The following is a 23,038-nucleotide window of genomic DNA, read 5'->3' as shown; positions in this document are numbered from 1 at the left end:
CTGTTTTTTATGTTAAACGATTCTTTTATTGCCTGTTACTTTAAAGTAAAAGCATATTCTCTGATACAAAGATATATATATTTTGCACAAGTTGTATTTATTTTAGGATAAAAAATACAACTTTTAGTCAAAACAGGAGTTGATTGCTCTATAAACGCCGAGATTGGGTGGTAATCCTTTATATATTCTTACTTTACGGCTATTCTTTTCCTATTATCTCCGCCAGGAAAGTTTCAACCTCTTTCCATGAATAATAAGGAACCATTTTGCTCTTCAACGGCAGTGTCACTTCACACTCGTTCAACAGGAATTTCACCAGTATATCATTCTTCTTATCGCGATAGAAAATCAGTTGAAGATTAGCTCCCATAGGAGAAACCCGGTAATCTTGCCAGGCAAGATGAAACTTCTCCATATCCACCTCCTGATTACTACATCCTTCTATCTGCATCAAAGCAAGCAGACGAATGAGATGAGTATCATGTCCGAAACGGAGATCGGCCGCAGGGGTTCCTTTCTCTATGGCGGCATCCGCACTTTCCAGGATATTACGCAGCAAAGGTACGGCACAACGAGGCATCAGGCCGCCATTGAGCGGAGCAGCAGCATTGCAAACATACATGCGGGCATTCACTGTCTTCCAGACTCCTACTAATTCCTCATATTCAAAGATATCATAGAAAGACAAATCCAACTCAACATTCTGCATATCAGCGGCAATCCAATAAAGGCTGCGCATCATGGCGTCTTGATCCGTTATCGCTTCAGGCTTCACAAACAGGGAGGCCATCAGACGTTCGGGACGGACGTTCTTTTTTTCAAACTCTCTGAAGCTACGCCTCCACGGAGCCTTCTCAGAAGCAAATTTCTCACCTTCGGGGGATGTATAGGCGATATAATCCATATACCGATGGTAAGCTCTACGGTTTACTTGCAGGCCAGGATTCAGTTCTTTCAGGCGTTCGGTGAAATAACTCATACTCACGGCACAACGCAGGGAAGTGGATGAGCGGGCGTCAATGAAAGCGTCCCCCCGAAATACTTGCGGAAAGTTATGATACATCCGTTCGGCTATCTCACGGTGCTGGCGCTCGCCAAGTGGGGTGATACTTCCACTACATCCGCGGGCATCTTCCCAAACCTTATGCAGACGTTCGCGGACATCCACGCCAAGGGGGGTCAGTTCGGAACATTGATAAAGGGAATCAAAGACGCAGATAACTTCCGTATAACGCTCATCCGCCGTCATCCAGCGGGAACCGTGACGACCGTAGTGACTGATGTAGAAAGGCTCATAACCAGCAGGGGCAGGAGTATAGGTGGATGAAGGAACAGGATAAGCATAATAAATACTTCCTGTCTGCTCCGGAGTTAATGCAGACTGGGAACGAGCTGTGAAAGTACACAGCAAATACAAGATAAAAATTATGCTTTGTCTCATCTTCGTGACGAATTTAAGTTATTAATATGAATCAGTAGCTTGTAGCTTATCACTTTTATTTCTTTATTTTCAGATTACGAACATCCCTCTGCCCAATGCCTTCTGTTGCCTGATCGGGACGGATATCTCCCCAAGTAACGGTGCAATCATCTATCAGAATATCAGATGCCGTATCGATATAAAAACCATACGTCTTATCATGGATAAACCCTTCGCCCACACACGGACGTTTATCATAGATACCACCCTCATAAGCCGTACGCTTTTGCAATAGCAGGTCTACGTCTTCAAAGTAGATATGATTCACTTTGTCTTGTGTATCCCCACCTACAAAGATGCCGTTCTCGCTGGTGCATTTGATATTTGTGAAGTAAATACGGCTCACCTCTCCGCAACGTCCTTCGGTAGCTCCCTTCGGGAAACGCCAGCCGGCATCTTTATGATTGCCTACGGCACGCGGATAGGAAGTCACGTAAATAGGTTCCGCCTTTCCCCACCAGACATCGGAGAAGAACATGCAATCCACAATCATATTAGAGAAAATCACATTGGTAACCGTTCCTTCATCCCGGTTCTGAATACCGATGCCACGGTTACTGTTCTTGATGATACAGTTATTGAACAGTACATTATTAATCTTATCCATATTTTCCGAACCGATCTTGATGGCACAGGAACGGGAAACCATAGTACAGTTGGTTACAACTATGTCTTCGCACGAACCGTATTCTTCAAACTCACGACGATTCTTCAGACAGATGCAGTCATCACCCGATTCGATATGGCAATTGGCTATACGTACATTCTTGGAATGGTCTACATCGATGCCGTCACCGTTGCGTATCTTCAAGTTATTCAGGATAGAGATGCCATCGATGGAGACATCGTTGCAACCGATGAGATGAACCGTCCAATAGGCACTGTTGCGGATTGTCACATCACGGATCACTGTTTTCTCTATATTGATAAGCGTCAGTACATGCGGACGGGGATCAAAGTCGGTCACCGGTTTCAGTTCATAAGAGTCTTCCAGTTCCTTACCCATAAAGGAGACACCGTTTCCATCTATGGCTCCTGTTCCGGTGATAGATACCTCTTTCAGATCTTGACCATGAATCCACATCATGCCTTCACCACGATTATCACGGAAAGCGCTCAGTGTATAGGCAGCCTCATCAGGATTGGCAAGCAGACAGGAATTAGGTTCCAGATGCAATTCCACAAATGAAGCCAGATGGAAAGGGCTGCACATGAAAGTACGCCCTGCCGGAACCAGTACCATTCCGCCACCCGACTTGGAACACTGATCGATAGCAGCTTGTATGGCCGCGGCATCATCGGTGACACCATCACCTTTGGCTCCGTAGTCCATAATGTTATAAATAGTCCCTCCGGTCTTCGGAGTGCCGCATGCCCCTAACAGCAAGATGCTGCACAGGACAAACAAAAATGCTTTTGCTCTCATATAAGTTATCTTTCTTAAAATTAGTAAGCTACGGGCTACAAGCTGCAAGTTACGAGCTACAAGCTACGAGTGCTGCGCTATATAGTCCTATAAGCTATCAACTATTATTTTACACTAACATACCGGAAGGCACTTGTAGCTCGTAGCATGTAGCTCATCACTCAATCACCGTCGGCGGACAGTCTTCCGCTGCCGTTCCCCACTCCTTATTCGGTTTATCCCCCATCACAAACTCCATCACACCACCGTTCACTATATCTTGATGGGTAATGTAGTTTCGCGTATAAGGTTTTCCGTTCAGCGTTGCCGACTGAATATAGATATTCCTCTGCGATGCGTTACGGGCTTTCACTGTGAACTTCTTTCCACTCTCAAGATTCAGCGTGAAGCTGGGGAATGAGGGGCTGGCAAGTATATAATACGGAGTACCGGGACACACCGGATAGAATCCCATAGCGGCAAACATGTACCAGGCCGACATCTGTCCGGCATCGTCATTGCCGGAAAGTCCACCCGGTTCATTCAGATATTCCGTTTCCATAACGTGGCGGACAGCACTCTGAGTCTTCCAGGGTTCACCTGCATAATTGAACATATAAGCAACCTGATGACAAGGCTCGTTTCCATGCCAGTAACGTTGTTCACTGAACATGGAATCCAACTTGGCTACATACTTATCTTTCCCTCCCATACTTGCCATCAGCCCGTATGGATCTTGCGGCACGTACCAGGTATAGTGACAGGGAGCACCTTCAGTAATAAAACGGGCAAAATTAAAAGCATTGGCATCATTCAGAAAAGTACCATCGGCATGGCGCCCCTGGGCATATCCCGTACGGGGATCTATCACATTGCGATAATTGGCAGCACGCCGTATCAATGCCTGGTAATCATCCGTCTTACCCAAAGCTTTTGCCATCTGTGCAAGGGCAAAGTCATCATAAGCATATTCCAAGGTACGTGATACCTGTTCCTTTGTATGAAAAGCATCAGGTACACCGTCTTCAAGAGGAATATATCCGTACTCCAGATAAGAGGTCAGAGCTCGACGCCCCATACCATTTTTATATTCATCAAGGTTAGAAGGAGTTTCAAAGGCATTCTTACGCATTCCTTCATAAGCCTTGTCCACATCGAAATTACGAATCCCCTTACAGTATGCATCGCTGATGGCGGAGATACAATGATCGCCTATCATAGCGGCAGTATAGCTATTCCAACAAGGAAAGATGGGCAACCAACCACCTTGTTCATATTTATGCACCAAAGATTGCATCATATCTCCCCCCTTTGTCGGAAAAAGCAGATTGATCATCGGATGCAGGGCACGGTAGGTATCCCACATACTATAATCCTCATAATACGTTTCTCCTTCAGGAAGTTGGCATATCGGAGTGCCATTCGCAAAAGAGGGATAACGGCCATCTATATCATTGAATGTATGCGGCAGAAAAGAAGCACGATAGAAAGCACCGTAAAACATTTCCTTGTCTGCAAGTCGTTCGGTCTCTACATCAATAGCAGAGAGATGTTTCTCCCACATCTGTCTTAGCTCTGTGCAAGTCTGTCCAAAGTCCCAATGAGGGATTTCAGCTTTCAGGTTCTTCAAAGCACCATCCCGGTCGGTAAAAGAGGAGGCAGCTTTCACCAATACCTCTTCACCTTCGGTCACATCAAACTCCACATAGGCACCTATCTGCGCCGCATCTCCTATCTGAATGACGCCGGGAGACAAAGAATCTCCCCTGAACACACCGTAATCCGTCAGCTTCTTTTGGAACTGAATGATAAAATATCCGCTATACCCTGCCGATTTTCCCCAACCCTGATAAATGCGGTGAACAGGATTATATCCGTAAATCTGATTGTTAAGGGTGTCGATGCAGATATATCCCTGACCTTCATCACTGTTAGGGTTTACCACCAGATAACCTTTTCCCGCTTTGCTGTATGTGAAACGGAAAATTGCGGAACGCGAACGCCCCGTCATTTCGGCATAGATATTCTCATCCGGCAGGGAAACCGTATAATAAGCCGGTGTTGCCGTTTCTTTCTCATGGGAGAAACGGGTGGAACGTGCTTCCGGCTGGCAACGCAATTTACCGAAGAGCGGCATCAACGTCATAGAACCGTAGTCCTGCGTACATCCGCCCACAATCCAGTGGGAGTTACGAAAGCCTTGCAACAGAGTATCTGCGTAATAATAGGGTGCTATGCATTTCTCCTCCGTGTCCCGCGTCTGCGCAGTCCAGAAGTTCATTCCGTTGGGTTCGAGTACCGCCGGGAGGGTTTGCCCGTATTCTTCCGTATCCCTGCCAAACAACCCCGCTGTATGGGTCGCACTGGGGGCGGTACCTACACGAGTATCGATATAAGATAATCGCGACTCGTCAACAGTCCCACAACGACTGGTACACGAAGTAGTACCCGGCAGCAACACAGTTGCCAGTAACAGAGAATAGCATGTATAGATTGTTCGTCTCATCATTATTATATTTTTATATAGATTTTCTTTTTATACAATGGATAGCCGCACGCTCCCATCAGCAATGTAAAGGCAAGGGCGTAAACGGCAGATGCCAGATAAGGATCGGTTATCAGAAAATGTACCCCTTCGTAAATCACCGGCTTACTTCCGGTGGCACCAATGACAATAGCCGCTACCTCGCTGAGTACGTAGAGAAACAAAGGGTTAACACCGAATATTTCAAAGAAACGACACCAGTTCTTCTTTTCCTTCATATCAATGAAATAAATCAGCACAGACTGAAGCATGGCTGCCAATCCACATGTTACTAACACAAATGTAGGCGACCAGATACGCTTATTCAACGGTAGGGCTTCTGTCAGCACAAAACCGCATGCCATCAGAATAAAACCTGCAACAAACAATTTCAGTGTTTTCTGTTCCAAAGCTTCCTTAGCCAGAATGATTTTCCCACAACAGAAGCCGATCAATGTATGAGCGATAGCAGAAAGGGTACTAGTAAGTCCTTCCGGATCTATCGGGCTTTTATGATAAAGGTGGTCTGCACCTAATATATTCCGGTCTATGATAGCCAGAAGGTTTGTATCATCCGGTGCATATCCGTTGCCTATACAAAGCAATACGGCATATCCAGCGATAAGGCAACCAATGATCCAGCCAATATATTTATGATTGACATACAAGGCTACAAAGGAAACTACACAATAGCACAAGGCTATACGCGGCAGCACTCCCGTAAGCCGAAGATGGGCAAAAGGAAAGAAATCTCCATCACAAATAAAGTGAAACCAGTGAATAGCCCAGCCAATGCATAAAATGACAAGAGTACGTTTCAGTATCTTACGGACCACTGAACCAGATGCTTGAAAATGGAACTTGCCCAAAGCAATATAAGTGGAAATTCCCATGATGAACAAAAAGAACGGAAAGACCAGATCACAAAGAGTCAGCCCATTCCATGCAGAATGTTGCAAAGAATCATAAGATAACTTCCCACCGGAATTATTGACGAGGATCATACCGACGACAGTAATTCCGCGCAGCACATCAAGAGACAAAAGTCGCTTCTTCTGTGGGGAAGTGGAAATTGGGGGGTGAGAGTTTTCCATATACTTTCTAAATATCAATATGCACAGTTGGTTGTATCTCAGTTATACTATCTCATTGCCTTCTCAAACACTTCTTTCGCCACATCCACACAGCTTCCTTCAGGAACCGAACTATACGGATTCTTTGCCAGTGTCCAGGGTTCTTCCATCGCATAATAATCCAGCTTAACTTCGGGTTTACCATCCAGTTGATCCTGAAGAGTTTGCCAATAGGCTGCCCAACGTTTATAATAGAAATCGCGCAGAATACCGTTCCATTCTTTATGTGCATAGTCACGCAGACCACCGTCATCAGCGCAAACACGATTGCCCCAAGTGGTTATCTGCACGCGGGCATTCCATTCGTACAGGTCTTTTTCTTCGGGAGTAGTCCCCAAATTGCGTGCCTGCTCTATCCAACGGCCTACACGGAATTCACTACGTGTACCCAGCAATTTATCCTGCAACAGCAATATATCCAGGAATTTCCGGGAGTCACGGGCAAAACTGCGTTTATCAAAGCTTTTGAAGTCAGCAATGGTCCGGTTATAAACAATACGTCCTTTATCGGAAAGAGACTGTCGTACGATGTCTACCAGGTCATATTCAAAGTTATTATTACCACGATATTTATCGGCTACTTCCACCATCAGCCGTGCTGCTTCTTCCGTAACGGTAGGATCATAATAGTTCTTCATCTTCGACCAGCTCGATGCCTGGAAGTTATTCAGCGAAGGACGTCCGCAGAAAATAGACTCATGAGGGCCTTGTTGGTTATTTCCGAAAGGACAGTTATAAATGGTATTGGCAAGCAAAGTCCATGCCTTTTCTATCTTCTCGTCTCTTACACCATAACGGGCAAAGAGATAATCTTTCAGCCATTCTTCTTTCGTGAATTTCTCCGGTCGCCAGGGAAGTTCGCACATCAGTTCAAACATCATGGGGTTATTCTCTGCACCTTCCATGGTCAGACCTATTCCTTTCAGGTGAACAGCTAACGGATTATTCTTAGTCAGGTAGAAATTATCGAGTAACTGGTCCATACGACCGTGAAGTCCCACATTGCCACCGAAATTGAGCAACATACAGAACAGCCAATTGTGCTGTTCATACCCCTTGTCACGCTTCCAGATGGAAGGGATTCCCCACATAGGACGACATTCACTGAACAGGTCCAGTATCAGCAGATCTCCATTCTGCATATTCTTTATCATCTCGGGACGAGGATTCTCTGTCCAGCCCTGCACTACCCAGGTGGCTTTCGGATTCACTTTTTTCATAGCCGCCATAATAGCTTTCCCGGCCGCATCGAAATCTACTGAAGCGGCATTCTCAGCTTCATGAAAAGGGTCCATAGAATAATAATCGACCTTGCCGAAAAGCTTCTCCTGTTCCTGATAATATAAATCGGCAATCTCGGCAAAGCGGACATCGGTAGGTTGCAGGAAAGCAGGACGGGTAAAGCCGTTCCATAAATCAGACTTGGTCAGGTTCAGTCCCAACTTCTCATCAGCATCGTGGGGAACCATACCTGAATATCCCGGAAATACAGGTTTAATGCCATATTCGCGCATACGCTTCAAAATTTTCTTCTGCAAAGCTTCCTGCTGTACATACCAGGAATCCGGATTAGGTCCGCCCCATCCTTCCAGATTATTCATTGCCCACCAAGCAAGAAAAGCAGGGCCGGCAATGAATCGGTTAATTTCATCTTTAGAATATCCCAGTTTTTGAAGCATATTGAACCAGATACATTCCTGGCCTACGGCTGCCAAAGGGAGATTGATACCATGTAGAGCCATCCAGTCTATTTCTTTCTCCCAGCGTTCCCAATCCCAAAAGGCCATGGTGTAGGAATAGGTACAATAGTTGAAATCGTAACGGAGTGAGAGGGATGTTTCGTGACGCTCTTTTCGGGGGACAGGAGGAAGTACCTGCGGCAATTTCGCCTGCATACCATTCCATGACAGTTGGATACCGGCATAATATTTCAGATACCAGTTGATACCTGTCGCTATATTCACATAGTTATTACCCCGGACTACGACTTTAGTTCCTTTCTGGTCCAGTTCGAAAAAATCATCCGCACCTTTCTTGAATTCGATAACAAATTTCTTCGATGCTCCCTTATCAATTCTTTCGAGCAAACCGTTTATAGGGTTGGCTGATAACTGAACGGATAAGCCTACTATTAACAAAATGAGTAAACAGAGTTTGGTTTTCATGGTATTCATTCTTCTGGGTGATGTGCAAAAGTAAGCGTTTATTTTTTTATGTAAGGAGAAAATAGAAAAGTTTGGGACGAATATAGTAAAGAATGACACACCTTCTTACCCCTTCTTCCCCAACTTCGAGCTCGGCAAATATCCGAAGAACTCTTTGAAACACTTCGTAAAATATTTAGGATCGTTGAATCCTACAGCATAGGCTATTTCGGAAACATTCACATCTCCCGATCCTTCCTGTATCATCCGTTGCGCCACGTTCAGACGGTAGTTCTTCATAAACTGTCCGATGGGCTGTCCCGTCAGGTCCTGCATTTTCTTGTTGACCAATGTCTTGCTGTAGCCCATGTCGCGTACAAAGCGTTCCAGGTTATATTCCGCATCGGCATAGTGTTCCTTCATCAGGTTGACCGCATTCGTAATGAATGTCTTGTCTCGCGATTCTTCCTTTACATGCAGCTCTTCCACATTACTGCTGGATGAGAACATCTTCTTATATTTCCTTCGCAGACTCAGTATATTACGGATACGAAGCCGGAGCACTTCTTCATCAAAAGGTTTGCAAAGATACTCGTCCACACCTATTTCAAAGCTTCTTTTCTCTTGTACGTCCGAGCGAAGCGCCGTAAGCATTAGGAAAGGAATGTGCGAAGTCGCCAGATTCTCCTTGATACGGCGGGACAACTCCATACCATCCATCACAGGCATCATCAAATCACTGACTATTAAGTCGACGGTATGTTTCTGAACGATTTCAAGGGCCTCCTGCCCGTCACCTGCCTCAAACAAACGATAATCCCCCACAAGCAGTGTGCGGATATACGAACGCATATCTTTATTATCTTCCACAATCAGGATAGTCTCTTTCTTCTGGGTATCCTCCGGTTGCAAAGTATCCGGTAGATATACACTATCAGGCTGTACCCACTCCCCATTCGTCTCTACCCGTTCTCCGGGAATCAGCGGCATCAACATACGGAATGAAGCCCCCTGCCTGTGATTATTGCGGGCAAAGATTTCTCCGCCATGCAAATATACAATCCGCTTGCACAGGAAAAGACCGATGCCTGTGCCGCTCTGCCCGTAAACCGGATATTTGGTACTCTTCTTAGACTGGTAAAAGCGGTCGAAAATCTTTTCCAGATCTTCTACCACAAGGCCATGTCCCGTATCGCATACATTCATATAGAATAGTTTCTCCCCGTTCTTTCCTTTAACAGATGCCACAAATATGTCAATACGACCGCTATCCGGTGTAAACTTAATAGCATTCGAAACCAGATTCACCAACACCTTGCGCATATATCCTGTATCGATCATCAGAAAGGGATTCTCCAAACGGAAATAAGTACATATGTCGATATGCCTTTCCTTGGCAAAGACTCTGAAAGGTATCAGCAACTCAGACAAAAACTCGATAAAATTCGAGGAATGCTTATCCAGCACCACCTTGTCTATGTCCAGTTTCCGGAAGTCCATCAGTTCATTGACCAAGGAAAGCAAATACCGTGAATTTCGCTCGGCTATCTGCAACTGTGCCTTTACAGCCTCATCCTGCGTCTCCTTTAAAGCATGTTCAATGGGGCCATGAATCAGTGTAACCGGAGTACGGAATTCATGAGTGATGTTCGTAAAGAAAGCAATCTTCTCTTCCGTAATCTCTTTTACGTGTTGAGCCATGGTTTCCAACTGTTTGTTCTGGACAGCCAGTTCCTGCGTGCGCAGTTCCACTTCTTTTTCCAATCGCGCTTTCTGTTCACGATAACTCCGCATCTTCCGCTTATAGAATAAATAAATAGCAAGGCAAATAACTACGACAAGAAGCAGATAGAATCCAATGGATTTATAAAAATAAGGAGTGATCCCCACTTCTATGTCAATTATTTCATCCGACCAACGCCCCAACTCATCCGTCGCACGCACTTGCAGGGTGTAGTTCCCCGGCGGGACAGCTGCATATCTTGCCATACAATCACCCGGTTGAGTTTCATTCCACTCTTCCTCGTATCCCTCCAGACGATAGGCAAAACGAATACGGCTGCTGTTTCCATAATTCTGTGTGGTAAATCCTACGGAGAAACGATTCTCCCTTTCATGTAGGAAAATACCGGAGGCAAGGGTGATATCCTTTTGCAGATAATCACCACTGGAAGGATAGATAATATTTCCTCCAATCGCCAGTGAAGAGAGTTTCACATGCGAATCCGCAGACGGCGAAGTTTCATTATCAGAATGAATAATGACCAGTCCGTCTATAGTAGCCATATAGATAAAGTCGTGCTTTGACGAATAATGGATGCCATTCCAGTAGAACTGAGTAGCAGGCAGGCCATCAGCCTGCGTGTAGTTACTGAATGTCATCGACTGGATATTCAGACGGGACACTCCATCATTCGTAGTCAACCACAAGTTTCCCTTCCCGTCTTCAGCCATACCGATAATTGTATTATTAGGCAACCCGTGACGTGTGGTATAGTTTTTAAAGACAAAATGATTATTCTTGTCACTCGTCAACTGATACAGTCCGCTTCCATTGCCACCCAGCCAGATAGTACCATTCTTGTCTTCCAAAATGCTATTAATCTTTTCCAGTTGTGTTGACTGTGGATTATCCAGTTTATACCGAAGATATTTATAATCAAAGCGCTTGTTCGACTTAGCAAAAGAAGCAAGGTCTACAATGAAGACACCTTGCGTGGTTCCTACCCACAAACGTTTATTTCTATCAATCAACAGGGCGTGAACCGCTTCGAACTCATTATCCGACTGATCGAATAACACACGGATGAAAGTATCTTTCCGCTTATCGTAGAAATGCACTCCACGTGTAGAGCCGAACCATATTCCGTGATTGATCACATCTTCACAGGCACTATTAATAAAGTCACCTTCCAATTCGGGAATATTCTCACGGGTATAGCGCTTAAAGGTACGGTTATTGGGAATATTCAGGTTCAGTTCGTTAATGCCCACACCCCAGGTATATGCCCACAAACGATTATCGGAGTCAATCAGCAGTCCGGTAATAGTGTTATTACTGATGGAAGTAATATCGTTAGGAGAAAAAAGATGATGGGCACAAGTCTTTTCTTCCTGATTCCATTTCATCAGTCCACGTTCTACTAATCCAATCCAAAGATTGCCGTCTTTATCTTCACCTACAGCATTAACAGGTGTAGGAGTATCTGTTTCTGTGACAGAAATGTCGCATGTCCATAATTCTGTTTGCAAACGCTTCGGGGAAAGCAGGTTAATGCCTCCGGTTTCAGTACCCAGCCAGATGGTCTCTCCATCGGTGAACAGGCAGTTGATGGCATTACAGTTAATGGTTACTCCACCCCGGTCACTGGTCTGACGGATGAATGAAAAAGTATCCGTATCTTTGTTATACACATTCAGTCCATTCAGGGTAGATACGATCAGGTGTCCCCGTTCCGTCTGTTTGATATCCGTTATATAGGCTTGGCTCAACATTCCGGGACGATGAGTGGAATAGCGATACCTCTTCAGACTTCGTTCGGCATGATTATATCTGAATAGACCACGGTTAGAGCCAATCCACAAAGCATCCCCATCCGCCTGCATACAGGAAATCCGCCAATCTTCACTGAAAGAAACCAAACTATCGGACAAGATATCTGCCTTTAAGAGATGATCCGGTCGCTTCTCAACACGATATACCTGGTTGTCAATACCTGCACAAACTGTCCAGCCTATATCAAGAATGGCATGTACGGGAGATTCGCATTCGCTCTTCAGACGATACCAGGTCTTTATATCTCCCTGATCGTCCAAATCAATACACCACAGTTCTTTATTGCCGGAAATCCATAAATCTCCCTGTCTGTCTTTATAAATGGTACTAACGTTTTCATTCAATAACTTTTGCAGCGGACTATCCGGTGGAACAGGGAGTTTTACCAAAGCATAAGTATCCAGGTCGAGGATATCTATCCCACCTTCGGATGCAATCCACAATCGCCGGAAGTTATCTTCACAAATCTTATGGACAAAGTCATTCTTTAAGCGTATCGGTTCCGTTTGTGTACCATAATTCAGGAACTGATAACCATCATATCTGCCTATACCATAATGTGTGGCAACCCAGACGTACCCTCCGGAATCTTTAAAGATATCACTTACAAAGCTATAAGGCAGCCCTGCATTTTCAGTGATAAACTTAAAGTTGTACTGGCTGAAAAAACGATCCGCACTTTTCGGAAAAAGCGCCAAAACATGTATCAGACAGATGAGAAAAAGGAAAATACGTTGTTTCATTTCTTTTCGATTCGGATACGCGCGTCTACTGCAATCACATATTTTTCCGTTGCCAGTAGTGGGTTGATATCCATTTCCTTGATCTCCGTTGCAAAACGCAACAAAGTAGAAAGGCGTACGATAATCTCGGCGAATTTATCTTCATTCACCCCCTTTTGTCCGCGTGTTCCCTTGATAATTTTGTAAGCACGAAGGGAATGAATCATGGAGTAAGCCTCTTCATACGAAAGCGGTGCCAGACCGGAAGAAACGTCCTTAAGCACTTCCACAAAGATACCACCCAAACCACACAGCACTACATGCCCGAATTTCTCTTCATACTTGGCGCCTACGAAAAGTTCCGTACCCGTCAGCATCGGTTGTATCAGGATACCTGTCACTTCGGGAATCTGCATCATACGTTCAAATTCAAACGCCAGATGCTCTTCTCCCTTGATGTTAAGCACCACACCGCCTACGTCGGATTTATGAACAGGTCCCACCACCTTTGCCACTACAGGGAAACCTGTGCGACGAACAAAAGCCAGCACCTCGTCTTTATTGGCCGACACAAATTCCTCAACTATGGGAATGCCGGCAGCATGCAGCAATGCCTGTACATAATGGGGCTGAATATATCCATCTTCGGGGATAGAGTCTATAATACGACGAATACGCGGCACATCCACACCAAAGAGTTCGATCTCATTGGCGGCAGGCCGGGAAGCATTCATAATGCGAGACAATGCGGTACCCAATGTCACTTCGTCAGCAAAATTCACATGGCCTTTAGCAAGGAAAGCGGCAACTTCCGCTCCGGCAGTATTGATGGAGGGAAGAATGGGAAAGATCGGTTTACTGCATGTCTGCATCTTCTCGTGCAACACGTCATACATCTCGAACATGGTAACCAGTCCCGGTGTCCCGAAGATAGCCAGAACAGCATCAATATTATCGAATTTCTCTTCACAATATTCCAGGCAAAGACGCAAATGGTCGGGAGTTCCCGTAGCCAGGATATCAATCGGATTTCCTACAGCTACACCGGGGAAGAGTTTACTTTTCAATTCGTCCACAACCGGGCCTTCCAGCTTGGGCACATTCAGTCCGCCTTTACTCAGCGCATCAGTCAGCATAACGCCCGGACCTCCGGCATGGGTAATGATGGCAAAATTCTTTCCTTTTAGTTCCGGCAGGGTGAAAATACAACCTACTGTCGTCAGTTCCTCGCGCGAATAGCAACGTACAATACCTGCCTTACGGAACAAAGCTTCCACTGCCGAGTCCGAACTGGCAATGGCACCTGTATGCGAAGATGCCGCACGACTACCACTTTCACTGCTACCTGCCTTGATAGCAGCAATCTTACAGCCTTTCTTTATCAGAGAGGATGCATGGAACAACAGACGGTCCGGGTCACCGATACTTTCAATATAGAGCAGTTTTATTTTAGAATCTTTATCTGCCTGGAAATTCTCGTCCATATATTGCAGCACATCTTCCACACCTATCTGCTTGGCATTCCCCACAGACCAGACAGAATTGAACTGCAAACCTTTTGTTACGGCACTTTCCAAAATGAAAACGGCAGTCGCACCGGAGCTGGATATCAAATCGACTCCTTGAGGATGCAATTGCGGAATGGGTTGACTGAACACACTATGATGCCAGGTATTCATCAGTCCGATGCAGTTCGGCCCTATCAGGGAAGCACCGTACTTATTTACCGTTTCCAAAATACGGTCTTCCAGCAGAGCGCCCTCATGTGTCTCTTCACCGAATCCGGCGGAGAGAATGATAAACGCCCGTACCTGCTTCTCAGCTGCAAGCACTTCCACGGCATCAGGACACATCTGTGCGGGAATAGCGAGTATCGCAAGTTCCGTATCGGGAATGTCCTTCACATCAGCATAAGCTGTTACACCTTGTACTTCTGTCTCTTTCGGATTCACGGCACGAAGTTCACCGGTATAACCACCATTAATAAGGTTACGCAGGATAGCGCCTCCCGGCTTGTGCACATTATTGGATGCTCCCACCACTACAATACTGGCAGGACGAAGCAATTGGTTTGTTATCATAGTCTGTTCACTTTAAGTTCAGGATACAATGTGACAAATATACGTCTTTTATGCAATCCTGCAATCGGAAAAGAAAAGAAAAATAGAAGTGTAATCGGGAAAGGGGGGGCAAGTAAGCAGTCTTTTTGAATGGCAGAACAAGAGATATTGCAACAATTCAAAATAATTGTCAGTATTCCGTATAAAGATTTCATATATTTGAAGCCTCATTCTAAAAATGGAGACATAACGAAACAGAATTATGGACATCAGAGACAGAATACAACAACTATTAACCGCCATCAACCAAGGGGTTTATGAAAAGGATACGGAATTAGGCTTATCATTATTGGCTGCACTGGCAGGCGAAAGTGTTCTTTTGCTGGGGCCTCCGGGGGTTGCCAAATCCATGGTGGCACGCCGACTGAAGGCTGCCTTCAAGGGAGCAAAGGCTTTCGAATATCTGATGTCACGTTTTTCTACTCCCGACGAGATATTCGGCCCTATCAGTATCAACCGGCTCAAGGAATTCGATAAATACGAACGTGCCATTGAAGGATATCTCCCTACGGCAAGTGTAGTATTCCTGGATGAGATATGGAAAGCAGGGCCTGCCATACAGAATTCATTACTCACCGCCATCAATGAGAAAATTTACCGGAACGGAGACAGAGAAATCAAACTACCGCTTAAACTTCTGATTGCCGCCAGTAACGAGTTGCCCGCGCACGGCGAAGGACTCGAAGCATTGTGGGACCGATTTCTGTTACGCATCATCTGCACCTGTGTGAAAGATGAAGCAACCTTCTACAACATGCTGCTCGATGATAATGATAAAGAAATAAGCATACCCGCAGATCTGCAAATCAGTGAAGAAGAATATGCAGACTGGCGCAAAAAGATAAACCAAGTTTCACTATCTACCGAAATACTACATTATATTACGAATATCCGCCATCAATTGAAACGTCTTCCGCTGGATGATGAAGACACAGTTCGAAACGTATACATAAGTGACCGACGCTGGAAGAACATCGTGCAACTATTGAAAGCCTCAGCCTTCATCAACGGACGCACAGCCGTGAATTCGGCAGATTTGCCGCCTCTATACCATTGCCTATGGAACGAGATAGACGAGTGCGAGCCCATTCATCAATTAGTTCTCCGTGAACTGTTCACTTCCTGCCTTGAAAAAATGGAAGAAATCACCGAAGCGATTAAGAGTGATATACGAATCAGCCGGGTGCGCCAGGCGCTGGAAGATTTTAAAAACAATTGCTCGCCCAAGAATGACCTTGAAATTACGGATTACTTCTACTATCATGTAGCAGAACATGGCACAGGTCATACCTATATCTTCGCCGTAGACTATCTGGCACTGAAAGAGCAGAAGAGAGAGAATGCTCCGAGACAAGCCGTCATCTATCCCGATCCGTTGAATCCGGGACGCTCAATTATCCGTTGTTATCCGGGTGGAGCACCCTCAGGCGCAGTTCAACAACGGGTGAACCTGTACAGAGAGGGAACAGAATACCTGTTAATAGATGGTGTGCGATATCCGATGACGCAAAGGAAGAAAGGAGAAAAAATGACTAAAGCATCTCACCAGTCCGAACAAACTTCCCAAAACCTGTTCGACAAACTGCCCCAGATCACCTCCCGCAATTACCGGGATGAACTGAACCGGCTCTTTCAGCATCTTCTCACCCTTACCAACTCCTTATGCACGGACAATCTGTTCGTCAGCCCCGCTGACAAAGAGTTAATCACCCGTTACTCGGACGAAGTGCTGAAAAAACTGCGGAACGTAGAAATCGAAGAGGAAAAGTTACAATTCAACTTGCGGCAATATGGCAGGGCTGAGCAAAAGGAAGTATGATATCCAGTTCTATGTAAAGGTAGTCGAGAAGTTCGTACAAACGGGAGAATGTGCCAAGACGCTATACGGTGAAACGGAAGATTCCCTGCTTCTCTATCTGCTGGCCATCATGAACGATCCGTCCATCAGGGTTCTGGTGCTGGGCGATGAGGTCCGTGCACGCATATTCTACGATATCACCACGCAATTTGTCTGGCAGTTTCTGGAACAAGAGAAATTTCAGATGCAAAGAGCACAATCCGAACTTGGAGAAATGGAAAGTGCCCTGAACTGGATTAAAGAAAAACGGGATGGATGGCAGGCCCTACTGAGAAAAATCAAAGATGACTATAAAGAGAATGCTTTCGATGAACCATTCTACGAACATATGTTCGGGGACAAAGACAAGCAACATGATTCCACCGTTTGGGAGAAGATGCTGAAAGACTGGGAAGATTCTTTTCAGCAGAAGCAGCAGGAACAGAAAGAGAAAAATCTGGATGCCAAGAAAGACTTTCTGGAAAAGAAACTGAAAACCAGCCTAAACAAGATACCGGAATACCTGGAAGAACACCAAGTGGACAAGGAGGAATTCTATCAGGCATGGAGCATGATGAACGGATTGTGGAATACCATCGATTTTGAGAATATCCGGAAGATTGTAAAACTGCAAAAGGAATACCCCGAACTGCTGAAGGTAGCCAACCGTATGGGAAGAATAGCCGACGATGAAGGCAGCAAACAGGTATATGTAACGGAAGGCAGTGTCTACAAACTGGCTCATTCCCAAAAGAGCGATATTTTGGGTGTCACCATCGGTAACGACCTGAACACCCTGCTTCCTTCGGAATTGCTATATTATGCAGACAGCGAACTGCAAGATGTCTTCATGCTGAAATACTTCACGCAGAAGCTACAAACCTTCCGTTATAAATCGGAAATCATGCAGCCTTCCAGACGTCTGGAAGCAAAACCGGCAGTTCTGAAAGGGCCTATGATCGTATGCCTCGACACGTCGGGCAGCATGACGGGGAAACCGGAGCGAATGGCCAATTCCTTGCTGATAAAACTGATTGAAATAGCTGAACTTCAAAGCAGAGAATGTTTCCTCATCACATTCTCCGTATCCACCAAAACCATTGACATACGCCGCGACCGGCTGAAACTGATGGAATTCTTCAGCCACCCCTTCACCGGTGATACGGATGCCACCCAAATGTTGAAAGACACTTTCAGAATGCTCGACGAGAACCGCTATATGAATGCGGATGTCTTACTTATCAGCGATTACCGCATCCCCAAATGCAAACCTGAGCTATTAAAACAAATGAGCGTACACCGGGAAAAGGGTACTCTCTTCTATGGTCTACAGATTGGCATTGCTCCGAATGAATGGACAGAGCATTTCGATCACATCTACAGGATAGAGTATCATGTAGATCGCAAATATTAAAGCCAATCTATCAGTTCCGCAATAGCCATATTCCCATAAAACGGTCATAAACCATATATCCGCCGGTCGATTTATAGACGAGTTCTTTCTCTACCAACGACTTCAAAGCGGCATTGACACTGCTCGGAGTTTTCAGCCCATGCCCCAAAATGAACTCTCCACTGTTGGGTGCCGTCACTTTTCCTTCATGCGCAATGGCTTTCATCAGTGCCAACTGATTGTCCGTCAACATAATAATCAGGTTCTGATAGACAGGTGTATTCTCTTCAAGAAGCCCCATCAGCACTTGCTCTGCCTGAGTGATATCTACAACTGACTCATTTCGCTCATACAACCGATTCAACATTGCCTGCATATACCAGGTATGTCCCTCAAAACGGGTATATATCCAATGAAATACAGATTTGTCCAACTCTTGCCCCCGCAACTCAAAAAAGTTCCTTGCAAACCGATAATAAGATTCTTCACCAATCTCACGCAGCACCATCAATTGCGTACTCTGATAGAAAGGACGCTTGGCGGAAACAAACATTTCCTGCATCAAATGCTGACTGCTACCTGCAAAGATGAAACGGACATTCGGGATAAACTGGATATAAGAGCGAAGCAAAGCCTCTGTACCTTCTTCAGGATAAGAAGTGATCTGCTGAAACTCATCAATAGCCAGATAGCAATTCCTGCCGGAAGCAGCCATATAGTCAAAGATTTCCTTCAATGTCTGTTCAGACTTGTCGACAACAAAGTCTAAGGTTACTGTAGGAACTCCCGTCAACTCATCTGCACTAATCACCGGTCGGCAAGAGCGAAAAAAAGAAGTCAGCTTATGCAAAGCACTTTCGCTGAGCGTATCAAGCTGCCCTAGTACGGTTTTTGCCAGCAGGCGAACGAAAGAAGCTAAATCGCGCGTTGCAAAAATATCCATATAGAAACTGACAACTTCCGGTTTCTCCTCTTGCAGGGTATAGAAGACATTTTTTATCAATCCCGTCTTACCCATACGCCGAGGCGCTATCAATGTCAGATTCCGTTCATTCTCCAAAGCCGACAACATCTGTTGTGTTTCAGCTTCACGGTCACAAAAATAACGAGGGTTCGCATAACCATACACTAAAAAAGGATTCCGGGGTTGCATCTTCTGAGGTTTCATAAGCGACATTACATATTTTACGTTACACTTTTTATGTAACACAAAATACGGAATAAATATCGGATAAAGCAAATAGATGCGAATATTTAACCTGCATCATTAAAGCCAGTCCATCAGTTCCACCAGACTTTTCATCTGTTTCAATCTGGGATGAGCGAATGTATCCACCACCTCATGCTGCCACATCACCTCAAAAGGAATGTGTACCCCATATCCTCCAATAGCCAGTACCGGTTGAATATCGGATTTCAAGGAATTACCAATCATCATGAATTCTTCCGGAACGACCTGAAGGATTTGTAGCAGGCGGGTATATTCTTTCTCCGTCTTATCAGACATTATTTCAATATGATCAAAATAAGAGGTCAACCCGGAGCGGTGCAATTTACGTTCCTGATCCAACAAGTCACCTTTCGTAGCCACTACCAGACGATAACGGCCTTGTTCCTTCAGAGCTTTCAAGGTCTCTTCCACACCGGACAGCAACTCAATCGGCATCTGAAGTAGAGATTTACCTAAAAGAATAATCTGTTGTATCTTATCTGCTGACACCTTCCGTTCACTCACCCGCAAAGCAGTCTCAACCATTGAAATAGTGAACGCTTTGGCACCATAGCCCAAACATCCCAGATTTTCCATTTCTGTTTTAAACAGTTCTACCGAAATCTCCTTTGCGTTACCATATTCACTTAATAGCTCCGTATACTTTTGTTCCACCTCCTGAAAAAAAGGTTCATTGCTCCAAAGAGTATCGTCTGCATCGAAAGCAATGACTTTAATAGTATGTTTCATTTCCTGAGTCTCCATCCGGTTCATTACATATTTTACATTACATCATTTATGCAATGCAAAGTTCCAAAGAAATTACAGATAAAGCAAAGGAGTACGGACTTTTAACGTCTTTATACTCTGAAATAAGAACAGATCAAAAGACTATCCAGCATAACCTGAGCCGTACTTGCTCCGTACCAACTCCGTAGTTTCTCCATATAGAGGTACCTCTGACCGAAGAAGGTACGGAGCAGGTACGGCCCAGATACGGTTCGAGTACGATTCGGATATGACTCACATCGAGTTTACACAAGACTTATATATATTTTAAAATATAGTTACATTATCATAAAGAAGTTTTATTATCCTGTTTTTTATAAAAAGCTACCTATTTTTGTATGTATTAAAGCATTAACAACAAAAACAAACGAATACATGAAACTAATCAAGCAATCACTTATCATTACCTTTTCACTATCGCGACTCCACTCATGTGAGCGTATATAAAACTCAAACTATGGAACACAGAATTAAAGAACTGGACTATCTGAAAAGCATCTTTATCCTCCTAATGATCGTTTTCCATCTGGTATACATTGGCGATAAGTATCCTTATATAAAGCAAATCGTATATACATTCCATATGTCCGCTTTCTTAATCATATCCGGTTATCTAGATAATGTTCAGAAAGACATCAGAAGTTTTGTAAGGAAACTATTCTGGATTTTTGTTCCATACATGTGCATGGAGGCAGGCTACGTAATTATGTCACATATCTTACCGGTCAGGGAAAGTATACCAGAAGTTACTCCAATTATATTATTACACAAGATATTTATAAAACCATTAGGTCCCTACTGGTATCTTCACACCTTGATTATTTGCAGTCTCCTACATTATCTGGCCTTCCGTTATACTCACATGAAAACAATATCACAGTTGATATTGCTTGGCCTTGGTTTATTTGCTACCGCATACTGGGGTGGACTCATAGTATTTGCCAATGCCATTTATTTCCTTGCAGGAATCATTATCAAACAAAGTAAATTACCATTCACTCAAATCTTTCAGCCCTCTTTTTTAGCCCTTATTCCTATTATGTTACTATGCTACTTCCCTAACAATCTGGACAGAGGTACATTAGCAGGCATTGCAATTACTTATCTGGTCATCATTATATCATTATATGCGCACAACTATCTGCCTAAAGATATCAAAGAATACTCTTATTTTATAGGCAGGAACACTCTTGTCATATTCCTGTTCTCCCCCATTTTTACAATTTTATGCAAGCTTTTCCTACCCTTCCTATTCTTTGATTCCACCGGAATGCTTTTCATGGTGATATCTGTCATTGTTACCATAAATGGATGCATAGCGATAGCATGGAGCATGGATAAACTGCACTTTTCCCGTTTCTTTTTTGGACAAGACAACATATTAAATTAACAGTCGCATAAACCCAATAGAATCTAAAAAACAAACTTAATATAAATATCATGCAAGAACGACAGAAAAACAGAAGATTGTATTTTGAGGAACTTTCCATAACAAGCAGGAAATATTACATCCCATATATATCAAAATACAAAAAGATTAAAAAGGGAATGAATATTTTAGAAATAGGGTGCGGAGATGGAGGTAATTTATTACCTTTCACCGAACTGGGATGCAACACGACAGGAGTCGACTTATCAGCAGGAAGAATAAAAGATGCCATCCTGTTTTTTGAAGAAAGACAAATAAAAGGGAATTTCATTGCCTCGGATATTTTCAAATTGAAAGGACTTGAACATAAATTCGACTTAATCATTTGTCACGATGTTATAGAACATATAAAGGACAAAGCGACATTCTTATCAAATCTTCCCAAATACATTAATCCTGAAGGGATTATCTTTATGTCATTTCCCGCGTGGCAAATGCCTTTTGGAGGACATCAGCAGATATGCAAAAGCAAAATAATTTCCCACTTCCCTTTCATTCATTTACTGCCAGCACCTATATATAAAGGCATTTTGAAGTTTGGCGGTGAGAGCACCGGTTGTATTGAAGAACTTCTCTCTATAAAGGAAACTAAAACCTCAATAGAGTTATTTGAAAAATTAGTGCATGAGAAACACATTACAATTATAGATAGGCAACTGTTCTTCATAAATCCTCATTATGAAATAAAATTCCGATTAAAACCCCGGAAACTGTATGCCATAATTGCCGGCATTCCATATCTGAGAAACTTCTTTACTACCTCATGCTTCTATACTCTAAAATGAAATTCTCCGTATTACTCATTCAAAGTAAACTGCCAGGCGCAACAGCAGCTATTATCGGTAATATCCGGATAGCAGCTAAGACATTCGCAAGTAATGCGTTCATCTATTGTTTTAGCAAAACCGCTATATTCAATTATACCTACCGATTTACAAGGATGATACTCCATCTGTTTTCGTTTGCGGGCTGTTTGCACATGACATTCAAGCGTGCGATACACCAAAGTTTTATTGTCTTTCCCCAGAATAATCTCATCATTATTTATATTCGCATAAAAACGTAGCTGCAAGGCTTTTGCCAAGCCCTCCAGTCCTGCATGTTCCGGCAATCCGAGGAATTGTTTTATTCTTCTCGCCTCTGTTATCGTGAAAGACTTCCATGCTTCCCTATCGTGATGCATGGCTTCATCCATTCCAAATTTCCGTTCTATTGATTGAAACCACACGCCATCCATAGCCAACCAATTTTTGGAATAGGCTTCGATGAGTTTTATCAGTTCTTCTTTAGTGAGGG

At 44.0% G+C, this 23,038-nt stretch carries 14 protein-coding genes; 4 read left to right on the top strand and 10 right to left on the bottom strand.

Features of this window, described 5'->3' with window-relative positions; translation table 11 throughout:
• Window positions 1-199 precede the first annotated feature (199 nt).
• From BACCELL_RS10405 to BACCELL_RS10375, 7 genes are all read right to left on the bottom strand, one after another.
• Complete coding sequence (locus BACCELL_RS10405; protein WP_044153585.1) at window positions 200-1,441, bottom strand: histidine-type phosphatase; 1,242 nt, start codon at window positions 1,439-1,441, stop codon at window positions 200-202.
• A 55-nt stretch (window positions 1,442-1,496) separates the two neighbouring features.
• Complete coding sequence (locus BACCELL_RS10400; RefSeq protein WP_007211720.1) at window positions 1,497-2,906, bottom strand: glycoside hydrolase family 28 protein; 1,410 nt, start codon at window positions 2,904-2,906, stop codon at window positions 1,497-1,499.
• 157 nt (window positions 2,907-3,063) lie between these two features.
• Entirely contained in the window at window positions 3,064-5,391 is a 2,328-nt protein-coding gene (locus BACCELL_RS10395) for a GH92 family glycosyl hydrolase (RefSeq protein ID WP_044153782.1), read from the bottom strand.
• A gap of 5 nt (window positions 5,392-5,396) precedes the next feature.
• A complete protein-coding gene (locus BACCELL_RS10390; protein WP_007211718.1) occupies window positions 5,397-6,503 on the bottom strand; it encodes an acyltransferase family protein in 1,107 nt (368 codons plus the stop codon).
• Between the two features lie 47 nt (window positions 6,504-6,550).
• Window positions 6,551-8,707, bottom strand: a complete 2,157-nt coding sequence (locus BACCELL_RS10385; protein ID WP_044153780.1) for an alpha-N-acetylglucosaminidase — start codon at window positions 8,705-8,707, stop codon at window positions 6,551-6,553.
• 105 nt (window positions 8,708-8,812) lie between these two features.
• Window positions 8,813-12,985, bottom strand: coding sequence for a hybrid sensor histidine kinase/response regulator transcription factor (locus tag BACCELL_RS10380; RefSeq protein ID WP_007211716.1), 4,173 nt, complete (start codon window positions 12,983-12,985; stop codon window positions 8,813-8,815).
• Complete coding sequence (locus BACCELL_RS10375; RefSeq protein WP_007211715.1) at window positions 12,982-15,045, bottom strand: acetate--CoA ligase family protein; 2,064 nt, start codon at window positions 15,043-15,045, stop codon at window positions 12,982-12,984. Before BACCELL_RS10375 ends, BACCELL_RS10380 begins: the two co-directional genes overlap by 4 nt.
• Window positions 15,046-15,286: 241 nt before the next feature.
• Between BACCELL_RS10375 and BACCELL_RS10370 the strand changes: the two genes are divergently transcribed.
• Window positions 15,287-16,903, top strand: coding sequence for an AAA family ATPase (locus tag BACCELL_RS10370; protein WP_007211713.1), 1,617 nt, complete (start codon window positions 15,287-15,289; stop codon window positions 16,901-16,903).
• Window positions 16,875-18,335 carry a vWA domain-containing protein gene (locus tag BACCELL_RS10365; protein ID WP_007211712.1) on the top strand — a complete coding sequence of 487 codons (1,461 nt, stop codon included), beginning with the start codon at window positions 16,875-16,877 and terminating at the stop codon, window positions 18,333-18,335. The genes BACCELL_RS10370 and BACCELL_RS10365 overlap by 29 nt, the downstream gene beginning before the upstream one ends.
• 10 nt (window positions 18,336-18,345) lie before the next feature.
• Here the strand turns inward: BACCELL_RS10365 and BACCELL_RS10360 are convergent, their stop codons facing one another.
• Window positions 18,346-19,482: an AAA family ATPase gene (locus BACCELL_RS10360; RefSeq protein WP_081450801.1), complete on the bottom strand. Its 1,137-nt coding sequence runs from the start codon at window positions 19,480-19,482 to the stop codon at window positions 18,346-18,348.
• Between the two features lie 99 nt (window positions 19,483-19,581).
• The gene (locus tag BACCELL_RS10355; protein ID WP_044153776.1) at window positions 19,582-20,274 is read right to left on the bottom strand and encodes an HAD family hydrolase; all 693 of its coding nucleotides are present in this window, start codon (window positions 20,272-20,274) and stop codon (window positions 19,582-19,584) included.
• Window positions 20,275-20,770: 496 nt separating this feature from the next.
• Between BACCELL_RS10355 and BACCELL_RS10350 the strand changes: the two genes are divergently transcribed.
• On the top strand, window positions 20,771-21,703 hold the full coding sequence (locus tag BACCELL_RS10350) for an acyltransferase family protein (RefSeq protein WP_007211707.1): 933 nt from the start codon (window positions 20,771-20,773) through the stop codon (window positions 21,701-21,703).
• 50 nt (window positions 21,704-21,753) lie between these two features.
• Window positions 21,754-22,527, top strand: coding sequence for a class I SAM-dependent methyltransferase (locus BACCELL_RS10345; protein ID WP_007211706.1), 774 nt, complete (start codon window positions 21,754-21,756; stop codon window positions 22,525-22,527).
• 11 nt (window positions 22,528-22,538) lie between these two features.
• Here BACCELL_RS10345 and BACCELL_RS10340 read toward each other — a convergent pair.
• On the bottom strand, window positions 22,539-23,038 hold a 500-nt coding region (locus BACCELL_RS10340; protein ID WP_007211705.1), incomplete at its 5' end, for a DUF6125 family protein.

It is taken from the genome of Bacteroides cellulosilyticus DSM 14838 (assembly GCF_000158035.1).
GTDB classification, from domain to species: Bacteria; Bacteroidota; Bacteroidia; order Bacteroidales; family Bacteroidaceae; genus Bacteroides; species Bacteroides cellulosilyticus.
Note: the sequence above shows the minus strand (reverse complement) of the source record. Positions and strands in the feature narration are given on the sequence as shown.

Coding starts and splice junctions, on each gene's coding strand:
- BACCELL_RS10405 (WP_044153585.1), bottom strand. CDS start 1,441: ATGAGACAAAGCATAATTTTTATCTTGTATTTGCTGTGTACTTTCACA.
- BACCELL_RS10400 (WP_007211720.1), bottom strand. CDS start 2,906: ATGAGAGCAAAAGCATTTTTGTTTGTCCTGTGCAGCATCTTGCTGTTA.
- BACCELL_RS10395 (WP_044153782.1), bottom strand. CDS start 5,391: ATGAGACGAACAATCTATACATGCTATTCTCTGTTACTGGCAACTGTG.
- BACCELL_RS10390 (WP_007211718.1), bottom strand. CDS start 6,503: ATGGAAAACTCTCACCCCCCAATTTCCACTTCCCCACAGAAGAAGCGA.
- BACCELL_RS10385 (WP_044153780.1), bottom strand. CDS start 8,707: ATGAAAACCAAACTCTGTTTACTCATTTTGTTAATAGTAGGCTTATCC.
- BACCELL_RS10380 (WP_007211716.1), bottom strand. CDS start 12,985: ATGAAACAACGTATTTTCCTTTTTCTCATCTGTCTGATACATGTTTTG.
- BACCELL_RS10375 (WP_007211715.1), bottom strand. CDS start 15,045: ATGATAACAAACCAATTGCTTCGTCCTGCCAGTATTGTAGTGGTGGGA.
- BACCELL_RS10370 (WP_007211713.1), top strand. CDS start 15,287: ATGGACATCAGAGACAGAATACAACAACTATTAACCGCCATCAACCAA.
- BACCELL_RS10365 (WP_007211712.1), top strand. CDS start 16,875: ATGGCAGGGCTGAGCAAAAGGAAGTATGATATCCAGTTCTATGTAAAG.
- BACCELL_RS10360 (WP_081450801.1), bottom strand. CDS start 19,482: ATGAAACCTCAGAAGATGCAACCCCGGAATCCTTTTTTAGTGTATGGT.
- BACCELL_RS10355 (WP_044153776.1), bottom strand. CDS start 20,274: ATGAAACATACTATTAAAGTCATTGCTTTCGATGCAGACGATACTCTT.
- BACCELL_RS10350 (WP_007211707.1), top strand. CDS start 20,771: ATGGAACACAGAATTAAAGAACTGGACTATCTGAAAAGCATCTTTATC.
- BACCELL_RS10345 (WP_007211706.1), top strand. CDS start 21,754: ATGCAAGAACGACAGAAAAACAGAAGATTGTATTTTGAGGAACTTTCC.